The 18,311-nt window shown below is 59.3% G+C and carries 15 protein-coding genes, 2 pseudogenes and 1 other annotated feature; of the genes and pseudogenes, 9 read left to right on the forward strand and 8 right to left on the reverse strand.

What is annotated here, in order from left to right; translation table 11 throughout:
• The 3 genes and pseudogenes from AAFO90_RS09450 to AAFO90_RS09460 form a co-directional block, all read right to left on the reverse strand.
• A pseudogene (locus AAFO90_RS09450) lies at nucleotides 1-434 on the reverse strand (hypothetical protein); the annotation flags it as partial.
• Nucleotides 435-456: 22 nt separating this feature from the next.
• Nucleotides 457-1,542: a UvrD-helicase domain-containing protein gene (locus tag AAFO90_RS09455; RefSeq protein WP_347509258.1), complete on the reverse strand. Its 1,086-nt coding sequence runs from the start codon at nucleotides 1,540-1,542 to the stop codon at nucleotides 457-459.
• Entirely contained in the window at nucleotides 1,529-3,127 is a 1,599-nt protein-coding gene (locus AAFO90_RS09460; protein ID WP_347509259.1) for an AAA family ATPase, read from the reverse strand. Before AAFO90_RS09460 ends, AAFO90_RS09455 begins: the two co-directional genes overlap by 14 nt.
• Nucleotides 3,128-3,295: 168 nt before the next feature.
• Between AAFO90_RS09460 and AAFO90_RS09465 the strand changes: the two genes are divergently transcribed.
• A protein-coding gene (locus AAFO90_RS09465) for an IS3 family transposase (RefSeq protein ID WP_347509260.1) occupies nucleotides 3,296-4,530 on the forward strand; the annotation gives its coding sequence in 2 pieces (ribosomal slippage) (nucleotides 3,296-3,590 and nucleotides 3,590-4,530; 1,236 coding nt in all).
• Nucleotides 3,583-3,699, forward strand: a sequence feature (AL1L pseudoknot). (Overlaps the previous gene by 117 nt.)
• 102 nt (nucleotides 4,531-4,632) lie before the next feature.
• Nucleotides 4,633-5,856, forward strand: a complete 1,224-nt coding sequence (locus tag AAFO90_RS09470; protein WP_347509261.1) for an IS256 family transposase — start codon at nucleotides 4,633-4,635, stop codon at nucleotides 5,854-5,856.
• Between the two features lie 45 nt (nucleotides 5,857-5,901).
• Here AAFO90_RS09470 and AAFO90_RS09475 read toward each other — a convergent pair whose 3' ends face one another.
• Genes AAFO90_RS09475 through mobC form a run of 3 tightly spaced genes read right to left on the reverse strand, consistent with a single transcriptional unit; the run spans nucleotide 5,902 to nucleotide 10,799 of the window.
• Nucleotides 5,902-7,884 carry a type IV secretory system conjugative DNA transfer family protein gene (locus AAFO90_RS09475; RefSeq protein ID WP_347509262.1) on the reverse strand — a complete coding sequence of 661 codons (1,983 nt, stop codon included), beginning with the start codon at nucleotides 7,882-7,884 and terminating at the stop codon, nucleotides 5,902-5,904.
• Nucleotides 7,877-10,225: a relaxase/mobilization nuclease domain-containing protein gene (locus tag AAFO90_RS09480; RefSeq protein WP_347509263.1), complete on the reverse strand. Its 2,349-nt coding sequence runs from the start codon at nucleotides 10,223-10,225 to the stop codon at nucleotides 7,877-7,879. Before AAFO90_RS09480 ends, AAFO90_RS09475 begins: the two co-directional genes overlap by 8 nt.
• The gene (gene mobC / locus AAFO90_RS09485; protein WP_347509264.1) at nucleotides 10,212-10,799 is read right to left on the reverse strand and encodes a plasmid mobilization relaxosome protein MobC; all 588 of its coding nucleotides are present in this window, start codon (nucleotides 10,797-10,799) and stop codon (nucleotides 10,212-10,214) included. Before mobC ends, AAFO90_RS09480 begins: the two co-directional genes overlap by 14 nt.
• Nucleotides 10,800-11,351: 552 nt before the next feature.
• On the opposite strand from mobC, the gene AAFO90_RS09490 reads away from it, so the two are divergent.
• From AAFO90_RS09490 to istB, 4 genes are all read left to right on the forward strand, one after another.
• Complete coding sequence (locus tag AAFO90_RS09490) at nucleotides 11,352-12,071, forward strand: division plane positioning ATPase MipZ (RefSeq protein WP_347509265.1); 720 nt, start codon at nucleotides 11,352-11,354, stop codon at nucleotides 12,069-12,071.
• Between the two features lie 10 nt (nucleotides 12,072-12,081).
• A complete protein-coding gene (locus AAFO90_RS09495; protein ID WP_347509266.1) occupies nucleotides 12,082-12,714 on the forward strand; it encodes a hypothetical protein in 633 nt (210 codons plus the stop codon).
• 229 nt (nucleotides 12,715-12,943) lie between these two features.
• The gene (gene istA / locus AAFO90_RS09500; RefSeq protein ID WP_347509267.1) at nucleotides 12,944-14,473 is read left to right on the forward strand and encodes an IS21 family transposase; all 1,530 of its coding nucleotides are present in this window, start codon (nucleotides 12,944-12,946) and stop codon (nucleotides 14,471-14,473) included.
• 14 nt (nucleotides 14,474-14,487) lie between these two features.
• On the forward strand, nucleotides 14,488-15,246 hold the full coding sequence (gene istB / locus AAFO90_RS09505) for an IS21-like element helper ATPase IstB (RefSeq protein WP_347509268.1): 759 nt from the start codon (nucleotides 14,488-14,490) through the stop codon (nucleotides 15,244-15,246).
• Between the two features lie 107 nt (nucleotides 15,247-15,353).
• Here the strand turns inward: istB and AAFO90_RS09510 are convergent.
• Nucleotides 15,354-15,962 (reverse strand): annotated as a pseudogene (locus AAFO90_RS09510) (transposase); the annotation flags it as partial.
• Nucleotides 15,963-16,159: 197 nt separating this feature from the next.
• On the opposite strand from AAFO90_RS09510, the gene AAFO90_RS09515 reads away from it, so the two are divergent.
• Nucleotides 16,160-16,357 (forward strand): DNA-3-methyladenine glycosylase I, encoded by a 198-nt coding sequence (locus AAFO90_RS09515; protein ID WP_258095275.1) that lies wholly within the window; start codon nucleotides 16,160-16,162, stop codon nucleotides 16,355-16,357.
• An 89-nt stretch (nucleotides 16,358-16,446) separates the two neighbouring features.
• Here AAFO90_RS09515 and AAFO90_RS09520 read toward each other — a convergent pair whose 3' ends face one another.
• Nucleotides 16,447-16,875 carry a helix-turn-helix domain-containing protein gene (locus AAFO90_RS09520; protein WP_036051603.1) on the reverse strand — a complete coding sequence of 143 codons (429 nt, stop codon included), beginning with the start codon at nucleotides 16,873-16,875 and terminating at the stop codon, nucleotides 16,447-16,449.
• 98 nt (nucleotides 16,876-16,973) lie between these two features.
• On the opposite strand from AAFO90_RS09520, the gene AAFO90_RS09525 reads away from it, so the two are divergent.
• Both AAFO90_RS09525 and AAFO90_RS09530 read left to right on the forward strand, forming a co-directional pair.
• A complete protein-coding gene (locus AAFO90_RS09525) occupies nucleotides 16,974-17,408 on the forward strand; it encodes a DoxX family protein (RefSeq protein WP_036051600.1) in 435 nt (144 codons plus the stop codon).
• Nucleotides 17,405-18,109, forward strand: coding sequence for a glutathione S-transferase family protein (locus tag AAFO90_RS09530; RefSeq protein WP_027264407.1), 705 nt, complete (start codon nucleotides 17,405-17,407; stop codon nucleotides 18,107-18,109). The genes AAFO90_RS09525 and AAFO90_RS09530 overlap by 4 nt, the downstream gene beginning before the upstream one ends.
• Nucleotides 18,110-18,311: the final 202 nt, after the last annotated feature.

An 18,311-nucleotide genomic window follows, 5' to 3' on the forward strand; every position in this document is an offset into this window, starting at 1 on the left:
TACATGGCGCCATCGGCTATCGGCCGCCGCAAGAAGTGGAGGAAACTTTCTACGCAAGCATAAACGCTCTTGATCACGTCGCCTAAGTTTTGAACAAAAAACTCTCCGGCAAACCCGGGGCGGTTCAAGCTGAGGCTGAACAGCAGACCCGATGTCGATCCGACATGCTGCCACCAGTGAATAGTCTCGTGGATGTAGGTCGAGTAAGCCTGCACTACATCAGCTGGGGCGGCGCTTGTTTCAAATTCGTTCGACTCGATTCTCTCCATAAGTTCATGATTTCGCGGACTTAGGCGCAGCACGAACCGCATGGTTTCATACATACCATGCGCATTCAGACATGCTTTAAAGGTCGGTTCTGCTGCGTAGTCGTCGCTCGCCGATGCAAGGCGATCGTGATTGAGAACGAAACTGGTCGCAGACTTTTCGGTCATTCTTTCCTGCCAAAAGCTTGGGTCATTCGGACATCCATTTAGTAGCAGCCACATTGCAGACTTTGCCGCCGTAGACGAAGGCCACGCTGTATCGAGCTCGTGTGGCGGCCACATACATTTTCGCCGCGGATTTCGCGACATGACTGATGTCGCCCGACGCAAGCCATTTACGAGCCGGCCCGTGCGGGTAGATCAGGACCCGCTCAAAGGTCAGGCCCTTTGACTCGCCAAAATTCATAGCTTCGTGGGGATCACACTTGGTCGCCGCGGAGTACCGGAGCACCTGTGGCGCGAAACAGTTCACGTATTCACCAACATCTGCGCTACCTACGAGAAACACTCCATCGTGTCCCGTCACCGTATCATTGCGCGAAACCGTCTTCGGCTCGTTCGGGAAAAAGCCGTCGCCCAGGTCCGCTATGGTTTGGTTGCAGCGGTATGTGTGGGTTTCGTACTCGAGCTCAACGAGCCCCTGTTTCTTCCATAGCTCGAACTTATTGATGATGGCCGGACCCGCAAACGCTTTATTTTTCGAAGCGTTGTTCGTGGAAAAGGTTGCCTGCCTATGGTCACCAACAAAGGTGACCGAGACGCCCGCGTTTAGCAGCAACTCCAAAAGGTCGAGGTCGTACCCCGCCATGTCTTGTATTTCATCGATGATGATATGGCTGAAGCGTTGCTTAAGTCGTCGCATGATCGCGCCACCCGTTTGCCGGTCACATTGACAAACGAACTTTGCGATTTTGTCCGAATAAATCTGGGAGCCATCGAGGAAGTAATGACTGCGGGTCCGCGCTTCGGGAATGTAAGGAACAGACCTCCCTTCAACCCAATGAATGCCGTCAATCCTACTCGAATGCATGGCTGAACGATAGGGGCGGGCAAGCTCCCGAAGCAGAAATGTGTACCAAGAGATGACCTCTACATGGGACGGAATGGTGCGTACGCGTGAGTATGCCTTGAGGTGCATTTCTCGGACATTGTTGCGAGTATAGGTGATCAGGGCCGTTGCACCCCGCCCTTGCTCCCACGCCAACGCCTGATCGACGACTCGCGTGGTCTTTCCGCCTCCGGCGGCGGATATTACGATGCGATTAGCGGAGGGCACGGGCGATATAGTCCGGAGGCGACCACTCTACTTTCGTTTCGAAGAATTTCAGGCCGGTCTCAGCCTTGTTTTTGACCATGTGCTCGATAGCAGATGCTTCATCTACGAAGGCCTTGCCGAGGACGTCATTGATCTTTGCCAGGCCGTTCTTCTTCAAGAGCTGTGGCTCAAGCGTATGGGCCTGCTCGTCTTTATCGTATTGGATCTTGACGATATCGGAGTCTAGGTAGTCGGCATATTTTTTTTCGAGTGCCGCGACATCAGCATCGTTATCGGTCACGACATCGACAGTCTTTTTCAGGAGGACCGCAATTTCGAGGAAGCGCTTGAAGGCAAGCGAATTTACGGCAATCACATCAACCCCATCCTCTAATGGCATCTTGCCGTGCTTGATCTGGTAGGCTCGTTGGACAATCAACTCGTCTGACGGCCCCTCCACGAGAATTGACCGCTTTGCGAGGATGAGCCGTAGCGTGTCGTGCCCCGGCAGCTTCATAAAATAGTCCTGCGTAGTCTTATCCTGCAGGTCGGTCAGGCGCGCACCCTCGCCACGGAGGAACAGGAGGACGGACTCCACACCAAGCTTGTTAAGAACGAAGCTGCTATGCGTCGTGATGAATATCTGCCGCGAGCCGGCATTTGTCGCGATGTGGCCAATTAGCTCATTGAGACTGGCGTAGGAGAGGTGATTTTCAGCTTCTTCAATCAAGATGATGTGGGATTTTGCCGACGTCTCCATCGCAAGCTTGATCTTGACCGAATTCTGCTCGCCTTTCCCGACGAGTGGCAAGGGTTTGTCGTCCAGGTGAGGCATGATTCCTGCCTCCCAGTTCGCCCGAGCGGACGTGTCAAGCGAAACAGAGATAACCTTGTCGCTGATACTTCCCTTCTTCGACGCGAGCGTGTCGTTAATCGTTTTGACCTTAGGCTCTTCAAGAAAACGGTCCTTCATGAGCCGATAAGTCAGAGCAAGGTCCACCTTCTCCTTCGAGGTAAGGCTCTCCTTCACGATGTTGATGACGTAGCGGCTGGCTCCCGCATTGTTCTTAATCGTGCTGGCATCGATCAAGCTCGCGTGAAGAGGAATGGCGCGCGAGTTTAGAATGTCGTTCTCGGCGAAATCCCTCCACTTTATCCAGTAATACTCCATTGGGATCGTTCGAATTTCGGAAGGATCGGAGACGTACAGAGCAAAGTCCTCTGCATGCGCAGGATTGAGTTCAATTAGGAGTGATACGCCAGGAAGATCGATTCCAAGAGTGTTGTTATTGCCTTTGAGCTTTGTAAGAGCTGGATCGTCGGCGAGGTACACCTCGATGAGGATCGATGGCGGTTCTGGAGCTTGACCGTTATTTAGCGCTTCGATGTACTCAAGAACGTGATCGAGATTGAACAGATAGGGATGAAGCTCGATCTGTAGGGGTCGGCCATTGAGTTGACCAGTAAGCGCTAGGTGAATCGCTTCAAGGAGGGTGGATTTTCCACTCTCGTTGTTTCCAACAATGACGTTCAGTTCGTTATTGAAGGTGACATTTGCCTGCTTAAGGCAGCGGTAGTTTCTGATAACCGCACGTTGGATGAACAAGCTCGCACCTCCCATTATCGAGTACATTGCCATCAGGCACAACTTTTGCGAGGTCTACAAGGGAAGGTGCCGTTCAACAAAGTCTAGCCGGTCACAAATGAGCCCAGAGGGACGTTTGAATCGCTCCGAGTTTGTCGGAGACCATCAACTTAAGTAAGGATGATGGTTATGACGAAAAGCAAGATGTCAAATCGCTACTCGCCTGAGGTCCGCGCGCGTGCGGTCCGAATGGTGTTCGAGCATCAGGGCTCATACGAAACGCAGGCGGGCGCGATTGCGGCCATTGCACCCAAGATTGGCTGTATTCCTCAAACCCTGCGCGAATGGGTCAAGCAGGCTGAGAAAGACAGCGGCATGCGCGATGGCGTGACTACTGAGGAACGGAACCGGATCAAGGCCCTGGAACGTGAGGTTCGCGAGCTGCGCCAGGCGAACGAGATCCTGCGCAAGGCATCAGCTTATTTTGCGCAGGCGGAACTCGACCGCCCACTGAAGCGATGATCGCCTTCATAGAAGATCAACGCGTTGTTTACGGTGTCGAGTCGATCTGCAGAGTTCTGCCGATCGCGCCGTCAACATTTTACCACCGCCTCGCATGTCGGGCTGATCCTTCCAAGGCATCTGCCCGACAGCAGCGGGATGCGGAATTGCGACCAGAGATCAAAAGGGTCTGGGATGAAAACTATCAGGTCTACGGGGTCCGCAAGGCGTGGCATCAGCTCAAGCGTGAGGGCTTCGAACTGGCGCGCTGCACTGTGGAGCGCCTGATGAAACAGATCGGCATCCGTGGGGCTGTGCGCGGCAAGGTGGTCAAAACAACGGTTCCAGACACGTCGGGACCCTGTCCGCGCGATAAGGTGAACCGTCAGTTCCGGGCGCCTGCGCCGAACATGCTCTGGGTCAGTGATTTTACCTACGTGTCAACATGGCAGGGCTTTGTCTATGTAGCCTTCGTCATCGACACATTCGCTGATCGCATTGTCGGATGGCGGGTCTCGCGGTCTGCCAAGACAGACTTTGTTCTCGACGCCTTGGAACAAGCTCTGCATGAACGACGGCCGGTCCAGAAGGGCGGATTGATTCATCATTCGGATCGCGGCGGGCAATATTTATCCATTCGATACACCGAGCGTTTGGCCGAAGCTGGCATTGAGCCATCGGTCGGCAGTGTTGGTGACTCGTATGACAACGCCCTCGCTGAAACCATTAACGGCCTCTACAAAACGGAGCTGGTCCACCGCCAAGGGCCGTGGCGCAATATGCAGGATCTTGAAATGGCTACGCTCGGATGGGTCGACTGGTTTAACAACCGGCGCCTGCTTGGCCCCATCGGAAATATTCCGCCAGCCGAAGCCGAAGAGAACTTCTATGCACAGCGCGACGTGCTCGATATGGTCGCGTGAAATGAAGCTATAGGTCTCCGATGAAACCGGAGCGATTCACGTTCGGGACTATCCTGAATTTTGTGCGCTGACGTGGTAACTGCTCTCAGAGGAGACCCACGTATGAGCATCGACAAAGACCTACTGGACCGGCTGATGGAAGGCCGCTCGCCTGGCGATCTGTTTGGCAAGACCGGCATTCTGGCGGAACTGACCAAGGCGCTGGCGGAACGCGCGCTTAGCACGGAGATGGACGTCCATCTCGATGAAGAGCGCGCCGAGGAAGCGCCTGAGGGCCAGAACCAGACCCCCAATCGCCGCAATGGGCGCAGCCAGAAGACGGTGACCACCGACAGCGGCAAGGTTGTCCTGAACATTCCGCGCGACCGCAACGGCACCTTCGATCCGCTGTTGATCGCCAAATATCAGCGCCGCTTTCCCGAGTTCGACCGCAAGATCGTCAGCATGTATGCCCGGGGGATGACGACCCGCGAGATCCAGGGTCATATCGAGGAAATCTACGGCGTCGAGGCATCGCCGAGCTTGATTTCGGCGATCACTGACGCGGTCATGGAGGAGGTCACCGCATGGCAGAACCGCCCCTTGGAGCCCTGCTACCCGATCGTCTTCATGGACGCGATCCGGGTCAATATCCGCAGCGACGGGGCGGTCTCGAACAAGGCGGTCTTCGTGGCCTTGGCGGTTTTGCCGGACGGCACGCGGGACGTTCTAGGCCTGTGGTTCCAGGCCAATGAGGGCGCGAAGTTCTGGGCCAAGGTTCTCAGCGACCTGCGCAACCGGGGCGTCCAGGACATCCTCATCGCCGTCGTAGACGGGCTGAAGGGCTTCCCTCAGGCGATTGAGGCCGCCTTTCCCCAGACGCGGATTCAGACCTGTATAGTCCACCTCCTGCGCCATTCCATGAACTTCGCCAGTTACAAGGACCGCAAGGCCGTCGCCGCCGCTCTCAAGGCGATCTACACGGCGGTGGATGCTGACGCAGCCGAACTGGCCCTGGCAGAGTTCGAGGATAGCGATCTGGCCAAGCGGTATCCGGCGATCGCGCCCAGCTGGCGCCGGGCTTGGAACGAGGTCATCCCGTTCCTCGACTACCCGCCCGAGGTGCGCAGGCTGATCTACACCACGAATTCCATTGAGGCCTTGAACTCGAAAATCCGCCGCGCGGTCAGAACCCGGGGCCACTTCCCAAGCGACGACGCAGCGGCGAAATTGATCTATCTGGCGCTCAATGCTACATCCACCGAGTGGAAGCGCTCGGTGCGCGAATGGCACGCTGTCAGAAGCCAGCTCGCCATCATGTTCGAAGAACGCTTCCCAATGACGTAAGAAAACGCGTCAGGCACAAAATTCGGCACAGTCTCGGACGTTCGATCATTTGTACTCCGCGAGTATCGCCCTCGTCGTTTGAACAGCCCCCGTCAGCGCGGCCCTGTCTGGCTCCTTAAGCCCCAGCCCCACCGGATCAAATGACAACTGCACTGGCCCACCTCCACTAGCTCCCGCGCGAGCTGCTCGACCCCGCGCACGATCTGGCCGCGAAGCCGTGGAACTCTGCGTATTCGATGCGGGCATCTCCGCCGTTGCCGGTGAGGTCGCTACCCCAGAACCATTTGCGCCTGCGGCCGCCCGCACTTCCTGCAGCTCCTGCTTCAGCTTCTCGACCGTCTCGCGAGTCTCGGACATCTGTCGGTCCCACCGAAGGCCTTCCTCGTCCGGATATGGGAAGCTTCCCGATTGACCGGCGTGCAGAACCTTCAAAGCCGGGTCCTCGAAATACTTCACCCTTCTCGCGCGGATCGGCATCTGCGCATCGATCACGAGAATGACCTCGTCGAGATCCATGCGCCGGGCCTGATCTTCGGTCAGGAGCGGGGTGTCCTCGGTCCTCTCCGAGACGCTACGTCCTTCGAACGGATTACGTCCAACAGCGCGGGACCTGGTCACCACACGCTTGGTGGTCTTGCCGACAGCCTGGCTCAATTCCTCGATGGTCTTCTGCTCGGACGGGGTGAGGTAGAGCTTTACCCCGGCGCCGCCCTGCAGCGACCTGCGGGTGTTTTCACCATAGATCTCGTCCAGCGCGGGGATGGTCTGGGTTACGATGGCGAGGTTACCGCCGTAGGAACGCAGCGTCTTGATGCTCTCGGCGACGATTGGCATTTTCCCGAGCCGGTCAAACTCGTCGAGCATGATCATGACCGGCCAAGGCTCGTCATCGCCGGGTTCGTGTGCTTGCAGCGAGGCAATCAGGTCCGAAAAGAAGAGGCGGATCAGCGGGGCAAGCGGGCGGATCATCTCGGATTCGACCACAAGATAGATCGCATGTGGGCGGCGGCGGATATCCCGGAATGAGAAGTCAGAGGTCGCGGTGGCCGCGTCAATCGCGCGGTTGTCCCAAGTGTCGAGACCCGATGTCATCAGGAGGGAGAGGTAGGAAGTGAGGGTGTCGTTGTTGGTCGATGCCATACGCTCGAAGATCAGTTTGGCCGACTTGTTCTTCACCTCCTGTGAACGCTTCAGGTATTCCTTCTGCTTGTCGCCCCCCGAGGCTGTGATGCGATAGATCTCGCCGATGGTCGGCACGCCGCGCTCGAAGGCCAGAAGGCCGGCCGCAACGAAGAGGTCGATACCCCCGGCCAAAAGCCCGCTCAGCTTTTCATTGTCGGTCTGCAGGAAGAGCTTCGCGGTGAGTTTCAGCTCCATCTGCTGCCGGTCGGGGTTGGTCATGGCCGCGATGCGCGCAAGCGGGTTGTAGCGATGCGTCGGTCGGTCCCAGTCGGTCGGCGCGAAACGGAAAACCTTGTCGCCCATGCTGGCGCGGAAGCGCGAGGTCTCGCGGAAGTTCTCGCCTTTCACGTCGAGCACCACGGCCGAGCCCTTGTAGGTCAGCAGGTTCGGGATCACGAACCCCACGCCCTTGCCCCGGCCTGTAGGCGCCACGATCAGCGCGTGGGGGAAGGTTTTTGAGACTAGGAACGGGCGCTTGGATTTCGGGGAGCCGAGCTTGCCCAGAAGGAAGCCGCCGCCGGGCTTGGCAAAGAAACCGTTCCTCTTCATCTCACCGCGGGTCTGCCAATGCGTCGTCCCGAAGCGGGTCAATGCATCCCCCAGAAGCGTGACGCTCAGCATGAGCGATGCCAGGCCGAAGCCGCCAAGGATGAGGTTCACCCAGAGGAAGTCTTTCGGTGCAGACTGAGACAGACCCCGATATTCGCGGGCAAGCAGGGTGACGTCTAAACGCGTGGGAGAAAGCCCATAGCGGAACATGACAAAGCCGGTCGCCACGACATAGCCCATGGCGAGACCGACCAGCACGAGGCTCAACACTCCTAGGGCAATCTTGCCTTTATCCATGGGTGATCCCCTTCTCACCATGTGCCGCGGCGTGGCGCGCACGCTGCCCCTCGATCTGCTCTTCGGCCAGAGCATCGAGAACGCGCTCCATGGCTGGGCCATGCGCGGTGACCTCGCTGCTCTGGAGATAGGTCTTGGCGAGTTCCAGCTGGCGCAACGGATCCTCGGTGAATGTGTCCAGGACGTCCGCGTTACCGGCCCGCAGCGCGTCGATTGCGTCGGGGCTTAGTCGCTCGTTTATCTGCCGGACGATGTCCTGCTGCTCTGACTCAGAGAGCGGGCCCTCGACGTCGGCGTTTCGCACAAAGGCCATGACGGTTGGCGCTGTCTCTACCAGATACCGGCGCTCGGCGTAGTCTTGTCGCGCCTGGTCCTCGATCTCGAAACTGCGTTCGCTGATATAGGCACGCGACGCGCCGAGCGAACGAAGGTGATTGATTTCGCGCCTAACGGCCTGCCCGAACTCGTCATCCGGCATCTCCGTGCGATAGCGGGCGAGGGTGCGGAGCTCTTCGGTAATCGGACCGAGATGATCCGAAGGATCCCGCAAGGCGAGGTCCATGTCGCCAGCATGAAGCGTGCGGTCCTGCTCCGATACCGCATATTGCGACGGCATTCGACTGTCAGTCATCTGTTCCCAAGCCATCGAGGCCAATTCGGCATGCTGCGGAGATCTCTGCGCATAGGCGCCGAACGCGACGCGGGCCTCTTCAACCTCCACGGCGCCGGCCCGCCTTACAGACGGGTCGTCGGAGAACGGATGATCGAAATCCGTCCGGCGGAACTGCGCCACCAGCGCCCTGAACGCCTGCCGCTCCGATGGGGCAAAAATGTCGGACCCGTCCTTCACGAGATCACCCCCTGGTGCCGCCAACCGCTCACCGAGCACTTCCTCAGCGTCATCCACCTCGTCGACCTCGGTTGGCGCACGAAGGACGCGTACATCGGTCAGAACATCGCCCAACCGAACATGCGTGGCTTCCAGCCGGTCGAGCGCTTCTTCCCGGTCCGCAGATTTCTCCAGATCGAGGCCACCTTCTTTGGCAATCGCCTGAAGATCCTGTGCCAGCCACTGGCGTTCCAATGCGGCATTTCCCGCCCCTTCCCGGAGGCGCGCGGCCACAGCCTCGGCATCGATGCCTGTGCCTTGCAATGCCTCGGCCAGTTTTGGTGCCACCTCGCCATCGTCAAGACGCACGAGGTGATCTTCACTTAAGTTCGGCATTGCATAGATGCCGTCCCGGGACGGGGCATCGACCAGCGCGGCGGAGCGATCCCCAAGCGGGTTCAAATGCGCGACCGAGGCCAGAACGTCGGTTAGCTTGCGCTCGATCACCGGCCTCTCGGCCGCCGGCGCCCTGTCGATCGCCGCCTCGATCTGGCGAATGTTCTGAGAAAACTCGGTGATCAGCGTGTCGAACGCTGCTTCGTCTTGGGACATGTAGATGGCTCCGTCAGATTGAATCTGACCGCCACTGGCAAGGATGGTGCTGGCCCGCTCGAGCGCTTCGGCCACGTCGTCGAAATTCGAGCGTGACGCCTCCGCCGCGAGCCCGCGGTAGATCAACGCGTTGTGCCTGACGGTTTCCAGAGCGGCCGCCAGGTCAGCACCGGTTCTCTGGCGCTCGACTGGGGGACGGCCTTCGTCACGAGCCTTGTAGATTTCATCGATCTCGGCGCGGTAGGTCGTGACGCCGCGATCCAGACGGCGCGTCGCCTCGAGGCGGATCCCATGAACTTGGGCCGCCTCAACCATCGCCTCGCGAAAGGCGTCGTAGTTGAAGTGATGATCCTTCCCGAGAAAGAACATTTCGCCATCCTTGCTGCGGCGGTTCAGAACGATATGCGCATGTGGATGTGCGCGATCTTGGTGTATTGCAGCAATATAGTCGAATTGCGACCCCTCACCTTGAAAGAACCTCTCGCAAACAGCTTGGGTGATATCGCGCACTTCGTCGCCGCTCGTTCCAACCGGGAATGCCATCAGCAGATGCGACGTATGGCCAAGCTTGGGGCTGTAGCGCTCGTTCCACTGGTTCTCGAACCGCCTCGCCACGCGCTTGATCTCGGCTTCCGAGAGCTGCTTCTTCCCGTCATGGGTGCCGCGGCTGTCGAGGATATGGGTCGACTTCGTCGTGAGATATGTGAGCTGAGCCCGTAGCTGCGCCCCGGTGTGGCAGCCCCCTTTCGAAATGGCCTTGAAGATCGCTGGCGAATAGCCGCGCGCTGCCCGGACCATCTGCGCGCCCTTGGAAAGTCCCTGCCAGGATCCCGACACCTGGCTCCAGCCGCGGTCAAAGAGCGCGGGATCGATGCCCCGGACCCGGTCACTGCGCGCCATTCTCATCCCTCTCGGCGAGACCCGCCAAGGCAGAGCTGATTTCAAGGTCCAGCAGGCTGCGCCGCGCACGCGACATCTCCTGGACCTGGTCGGCCAGATCGAAGACCAGACCCGCAAGGGCGCGGACGTCGCGGTGACTTGAGGCCGGGTAGGACAGTCTCTCACCCCGCACCTTGGCCTCGTTCAGACGTCGCGCGATCTGGTTCACGTTGTTGCCGACCCGATTGAGCGCGGCGCCGAGGCTGCGCAACTCGTCGCACATCTCGTCGTCGGGCAGGAAGACACCTTCGGCCGCCAGCATCAGGCGGCGCATGGCATCCGAGCGGTGCGCGATCCCGCGCCGCGACAGCGCCGCGTCGAACCGGCGCAGGTCGTCGTCCGAGACCCGGATCCCCACAACCCGCGATCGGCTGCCGTTAGCTGTCTGACGCTCATCCCGGTGGTTCACCACGTTGTAGATCGTCTTCAGGCTGACATCGTAGCGCGCGGCCAATGACGCCGCGGAGACGCCGTTCCGGCGCTCCTGGGCGATGGTCGATCGCTCGATCTCTGACAGTCTGCGGCGGCGGGGCATTTTGAAGTTAACGTTCCTATTTCTTGCCAACTTCGTACAAGCCCGCCGACTCCCAACGCAAGTGGAGTCGGCTATAAGGGCTTGTACTCAATGTAGAAAATTGCCCTGCAGGGGCGATTTCCCGTCCTTTGTCAAATGGATCGCGCTTCGCGCTCATTGCACCACGCGATGCGGTCTCCGCACCGCGCATCGCGTCTTGCGCGCCCCGTCTCTTGCACCCCGCAAGACGGGTTTTGCCGCGTGCTGACCGTCTAGCGTCACCCGCAGAACGACATACGCGAGACTGCCTCCCGTCGTCTGGCGCACGCTATCCGTCACCTGCAGTCCGTCCGCAGCACATCGCCAAGCGCATCCCGACATTTGGAGGGTGTGTGGTGCCCCGCGACGAATGCTGAAGGCGCCACGGCAGGCGTCGCACGGTCATCGCACAACGCCACCCGCTGCATGCCAAACGCGGGTCGCATCCCGACTTCTGCTTGACCCCTCCGCCTCATGTGTTTAGCGACATTTTTGCATTATCGTTGCGATTCACTATTTTTGCGGAGGATCAGAATGCCGAACGAAAATCTTGTGGTGATCGCAGCGATGGCCCGGAAAGGGGGCAGTGGAAAAACGACGCTTTCACGCGCCTTGATCAGCGCCGCGATCGCTGCCGGACGCAGAGTGATGTTGATCGACACGGACAGCACGAGAGTACTCGGGGCCTGGCATACTCGGGCGCAAGCCGGTGGGCTGAGTTCGCCGCTTCTCTGCTCGGCCATCGTCGAAAGCGTGGCGGGTGTTGAGGATCAGATCGATCAGGTCTACATGGCAGGCACGGCAGACTTCATCTTCATCGATACCGCAGGGGTCGGTGCCGAATGGTCAGACGGCATCGCCGTGCTTGCGGACCACATTGTGACGCCCGTCATGCTGTCAACGTCTGATTTCGATGTCGGAGCGCAGACAGCTGATTGGTTTGAGAAACTGAAATCCCGTGTTGACGACCCCTCTAGCCTTCCGCGCCACCACGTCGTCCTCAACATGGTTGACCCGAAAACGACCCGTGCTGACGCCGCCCTGATTGAAGAAGCGCTCACCCGTTTTCCGGTGATTGAGACCGTCATGATGCGGCGGAACACTTACAAGGAGATGGATCAGAAGGGACTTCTCCACGCCTTGGCGCTGGAAAAGCAATCTGATCCAAACCCTCTGATGCGTCCACATGTACGTCATGTCGTCGAGGCTCTTGAGGAGGCGACGGACATCCTCAACAATATTCTTGCTGCGTGAGGACAGTCGATTGCGCAAGAAGATCCCGACCATCACCAGGCCCGACCCAGCCTACGCCGCCACCCTGCAACAGGGTGACCGCGAGATTCCCGGGAAGGAAAATGAGGCACAGGTCACAGCAACAAAGACAGGCACCCCAGCCACTGACGTTGACGCGGATCGGCACGAGTCAAAGCTTGTGCCGGGAGGTACCGTGGCGCCGCACCAAGTCACCTCGGAAAGCTCTGACCCGCATACCAGCCTGAGAGCTCCCGTATCCGCGCGCGCATTGAGCCCGACCCGGAAGATCGACATCAGGGTCAACGCACTCGAACGACAGGAAGCTGCGCTAGAAACTTGTGGTGTTGAGCCAGCACATGTGGTGCGTGCCGCCCTGCGCCGTGCAGTCAAAGGCTGGCAACTGTCGCCGGTCTTCGCGCCAGTCGCGGAGGAGCGGCGCACTCGAAACACGCAGTGGCAGGCCCGGACATCTCTGGCAGTAGATGCAGCCAGCCTGGGTGTCCTCCTCCGGGACCACGACCCCCTCGACGTCTTGAGTAAATGGGCTCTGATCCGCGGTCAGGTGGAACCACGCATATGGGGCGAGATCGACAGAATCTTGGAAGAAATTGCTGTTCGTGCCGCATCGCCGCATGAACCGTAAGATACCTATCTGAAAAGATAACTTGCATTTCGCCGGTGGATTTTCGCCCACCCGGAACGGTTTGCGTAATCCGGTTTGATCCGGCCACCCATTCCAAAAACATCCGGCCACCCCTACCGATTTTACCTGGCCACTGAATCCGGAACATCCGGCCACCTCTCTGACGTGTTGCTGTGAGGCGATCAGCAGCCCGCTACCTTGCGGTTCTTTTGGGATCGGAGGGAGCACGATGAAGAGATTGCCGATGCGGAAGATACGAGACGTAATACGACTTTCAGCCGAGGGCCTGTCGACCCGCCAGATGGCGGCGAGCCTGGCGATTGGCCGCACCACGCTGCAGGGTTATCTGGAGCGTGCCCAGGAGGCAGGCTTAAGCTGGCCGCTGCCGCCGGAGATGTCGGATGCGGACCTTGAGCGGCTCCTCTATCCGCGAACTGCCCGGGAGGCGGCGCGGCGCGCATTTCAGCCAGATTGGGCATACGTTCACCGAGAACTGCGGCGCAAAGGCGTGACGCTTCGCTTGCTGTGGGAGGAGTATCGCGCCGATAATCCTGAAGGCTATGGGTACAGTCGGTTTTGCGAGCTCTATACCCGCTGGGAAGGCAAGCTGACGCCGGTGATGCGCCAGCGCCATCCCGCAGGCGAGCGGTTGTTCGTCGACTATGCCGGTGCCACGATTGACGTGATCGACCCCGAGACCGGCGAGGTGCGCGCCGCTCAGCTGTTTGTCGCCACCCTCGGCGCTTCCAACTTCACCTACACCGAGGCGACCTGGTCCCAGGCGCTTCCGGATTGGATCTCCAGCCACGTACGGGCTTTTTCCTTCTTCGGCGGCGTGGCCGCCCAAGTGGTGCCCGACAATTTGAAGGCCGGCGTCACCAAGGCCTGCTTCTACGACCCGGAGGTCAACCGCACCTACGCGGATTTGGCCGCGCATTACGACACCGCCGTGGTTCCCGCGAGGCCGCGCAAGCCGAAGGACAAGGCGAAGGTCGAGAGCGCAGTCCTGCTGGTCGAGCGCTGGATCCTGGCGCGGCTGCGCAACCGGCAATTCTTCAGCCTCGAGGAAGTAAACGCTGCCATCCGCCCGTTGCTGGACAGGCTCAACAACAAGGTCTCCCGCCACCTTGGCGCCAGCCGTCGGCAGCTGTTCGAACAGCTGGACAGGCCAGCCCTGAAGCCGCTGCCGACCGAGCCCTACGTCTATGCCGAATGGAAGACGTGCCGCGCGGGGATCGATTACCACATTGCAATCGGCCGACATTACTATTCCGTGCCGCACCAACTGGTGAAGAAAGAGCTGTGGGTCCGCATCACCGCCCGCACCGTCGAGGCTTTCCACGGCGGACAACGCGTGGCTTCGCATGTCCGGACCTCCGGCAACGGACAGCATTCCACCCAGCGGGATCATATGCCCACCCATCACCGGTTCCGCGAAGACTGGACGCCGCAGCGCATCCATGCCCGGGCCGCCCGTGTGGGTCCCAATGTGGCGATCTTCGCCGAGGTGGTGATGCGCGGTCGCAAGCACCCCGAACAGGGCTACCGCACATGCCTGGGCGTGCTCCGGCTGGCCGACAAGTTCGGCCGGGACCGCCTTGACGCCGCCTGCAAGCGGGCGCTCGAGATCAACGCCTATTCCTATTCGTCGGTCCATTCGATCCTGAAGAATGGGCTGGAGCGCAAGCCCCGCACCCGTGCCACGGAGGAGCCTGCAATCACCCACCCCAACATCCGTGGCGCCGATTACTTCCACTGAGAAAAGGACAGATCATGCTCAACCATCCGACCCTCGACCACCTGAAAGCCCTGCGCCTCGACGGCATGGCCGAAGCCTTTGCCGAATTGCAGAGGCAGGACAGCGCCGCTGAATTGAGCCATGCCGAATGGCTGGGCCTGCTCATTGATCGAGAGGCCGCCAGTCGGGAAACCAAGCGCTTCGAGACCCGCATGCGGGTCGCCAGGTTGCGCCATGTGGGCGCCTGTCCAGAAGATGTCGATTACCGCGCCCGCCGTGGCCTCGACAAAGCCCTCTTCCAAAGCCTGCTCACAGGCAAATGGATCGCCGACAAGCGCAACCTGATCATCACCGGCCCCTGCGGGGTCGGCAAGACATGGCTGGGCTGCGCGCTGGCGCAGGCCGCCTGCCGCGATGGCACCACCGTGCTCTACAAACGCATGCCACGCCTCTTCGAGGAACTCGAAATGGCCCATGGCGATGGTCGCTTCCCCCGCCTGTTCCGCAGTCTCACGAAAACCCAGCTGCTGATCCTCGATGATTGGGGGCCGGACCGGCTGACCGCACCGCAGCGCCGCGACCTGATGGAGATCGTCGAAGACCGCTACGGTCGCGGCTCAACCATGATCACCAGCCAGCTGCCCATCAAGGCATGGCACGAGGTCATCGGAGAGCCGACCTTCGCGGACGCCATCCTCGACCGCATCGTTCACAATGCCTACCGCCTCGAACTCGAAGGACAATCCATGCGCAAGACCATCGCCAAAATGGATGACGAAATCCCCCAAACCTGATACCCGGAAACCTATGCCTCACGGCAACGCGTCAAAGGTGGCCGAATACTTCGGACCAGGTGGCCGAATGTTGTCGGAATGAGTGGCCGAGTTCCCCGGAATGCGCACTCGGCCTCGGACGGCCCGATGGACATGCCCAGCACCTCGCGGCGCCCGTCCGTGTTGACGCCGACGGCAATGGTCACGGCGACGGAGACGATACGACCGCCCTGTCGGACCTTGAGATAGGTGGCGTCGATCCAGAGGTAGGGCCATTCGCCCTCGATCGGGCGGGTGAGAAAAGTATCGACGCGTTCGTCGATTTCCTCGCACAGGCGGCTGACCTGGCTCTTCGAGATGCCGGTCCCGCCCATCGCCTGGACCAGATCGTCCATGGATCGGGTCGAGACGCCGTGGACATAGGCCTCCTGAATGACCGCCGTCAGGGCCTTCTCGGTGGCCCGGCGCGGCTCGAGAAAGGACGGGAAATAGCTGCCGCTGCGCAGCTTTGGGATGCGCAACTCCACGTTCCCGGCCCGCGTCTGCCAGTCCCGATCTCGGTAACCGTTCCGCTGCACAAGCCGTGCCGGATTCTTCTCGCCATAGTCGGCGCCTGTCTTCGCGCCAACCTCGAGTTCCATCAGCCGCTCGGCGGCAAAACCGATCATATCTCGAAGAAGATCGGCGTCTGCGCTCTTCTCCACAAGCTCTCGCAGGTCCATCATGGGTTTGGTCATCGGGGTCTTCCTTCGGTTCAGGTTGGTTCAGCAACCCGACCCTACCGAAAATTTTCCGATGACCACCGCGCCCTTGATGCCGTCCTACAGCGCCTCATGCGGAACGCGGACGCCATCAAGGGCGCGACCCAGAGTTACACCTCTCCAAGGGACGTGACCCATTCATCTGGCTATATGAACCTGCCAAGGACGACGCACTGCCACAAATGCGGTCCAAATCACCAGCGTCCGAGACCCTTTCCAAAGACCTACGAAAGCTTGGCTTCAAATTCGTGGGACCGACCACCGTATATGCATTCATGCAGGCCATGGGATTTATCAACGATCACGCAGAAGTCTGTTGGATGCGAAAGGACGTCGAAACAGCCCGAAACACCCTTCGCACACCGACATAGGCAACTGTCGGCCAATTAACGTGAAAAAAAATTCAGGGCCACTTAGCGTGGAAAGTCACAGACAGGTTTCGCGTCAGTCGACCGAGACTTCAGAGCCTTGAGAGTAGCGTGGCCAATTGAGCGGCGTCTTTGGGTTTCAGCTTTGCGCCGATCCTTTCCGACAGAACCCGTTCATAGATCGGCCACATCGCCCTCCTGACAGATTTACCCTTTTCAGAGATAGAAATGTTTTGACCTCGCCCATCTTCCAAGCAGTCCTGTCGGTCCACCAGCCCTGCTTTCACCATACGGTTCAGCAACCGCGATGTACCGTATTGGGGTAACAAAATCCGGTCTTTGAGTTCGAATGGCCGGAGTCCGTCTGGGCCTGCCTTCTCGAGTTCCAGAAGCGCGTCATACCATGCAAGTGGCGGGTATCCTGCCGATTTCAGAGACGTTTCGACAGCCTCAAGCAAAACGCGGCTTTTAGTCATGAGGGCTGTCCAGGCGGCCTCAGTAGCATGGTCAATCTCGTTCATACCCAGCACCTATCATGTACATGTAAGTGCATCAACCTTGACGCGGCATATGACGCGGCATATATAGATGCCAATGCATCGACATATGGGATCATATCATGTCACAATCGCACCTCACAGAATTTGGGATATTCCTGCTCCGTATAGCACTCGGGATCATGTTCCTGGCGCACAGCCTGTTTCTCAAGCTCTTCATTTTCACACTTCCCGGAACGGCGCAGTTCTTCATTTCGATCGGGCTGCCCGGCTGGTTTGCTTATATGGTCTTTGCAGTCGAGGCGATTGCCGGTGCCCTTTTGGTCCTCGGCGTACAGGCTCGGTGGGTCGCATCGGCGACCGTGCCCATCCTGGCCGGTGCGACCTGGGCTCACTCCGGAAACGGCTGGATGTTCGGATACGAGAACGGCGGGTGGGAATACCCGGCCTATCTGACGCTGCTTGCCATCGTGCAAGGGCTTCTGGGCGACGGCCGTTTCGCCCTCAGCCCTTCCTTCGCGCCCGGTAACGTGCAGATGGCGGGAGAGACAACATGAGCCTCCACCTCATTAGCCATGCGCTCTGCCCATATGTGCAGCGCGCGGCGATCTCGCTCACTGAGAAAGGTGTCACGTTCGAGAGAACTGACATCGATCTTTCGAACAAGCCCGACTGGTTTCTTGCCATATCTCCGCTGGGCAAGACGCCTGTCCTGGTTGTGGACGGGACGCCGATTTTCGAATCTGCGGTTATCCTCGAATATCTTGAGGATACACAACCCCACGCGCTCCATCCGCACGACGCTCTCGATCGCGCCCGCCACCGTGCCTGGATTGAATTTGGATCTGCTGTCTTGAACGACATTGCGGGGTTCTACTCGGCGCCGAACGAGAAAGCGTTGGAAGAAAAAGTGGCGGCGCTCCGCTCAAAGTTCCTTCGGCTGGACGCGGAGCTTGGGGAGGGACCATGGTTCGATGGCCACCGGTTCAGCCTCGTCGATGTCGTATTCGGCCCGGTCTTCCGCTATTTCGACGTTTTTGACACCATCGGAGAGTTTGGCGTCTTCACAGGGCTTGCCCGTGTAAGGGCCTGGCGACATGAACTGGAGCGTCGGGTTTCTGTGAAGAATGCCGTCAGTGAAGATTACCCGACCCTTCTGCGTGACTTCATCAGACGGCGCAATTCTTACCTGTCCCAGATCATGCAGACAGGAGGGCCGAAGAAGACAGTTACACAGGTGCGATCGGCTGACCGCTGATCACTTGATATCGTTTTGTCGGGCCGCAGTACAGAACCGGACGTTTGAGGTCGCTTGGCGAATGTCCGCTTTGTCCCGCACATCGGATAGTCGCCGACTTTCCCTTGAAGGCCCGCAGCAGCGTCAACCGGCACTTGCCGGCATTCCATGCCCGTCCGTGCGAAGCGCCGGGTTACCTGCTGCTCCCACAGCGCAACCTGGA

Source organism: Phaeobacter sp. CAU 1743, assembly GCF_039839315.1.
Classification (GTDB): domain Bacteria; phylum Pseudomonadota; class Alphaproteobacteria; order Rhodobacterales; family Rhodobacteraceae; genus Phycobacter; species Phycobacter gallaeciensis_A.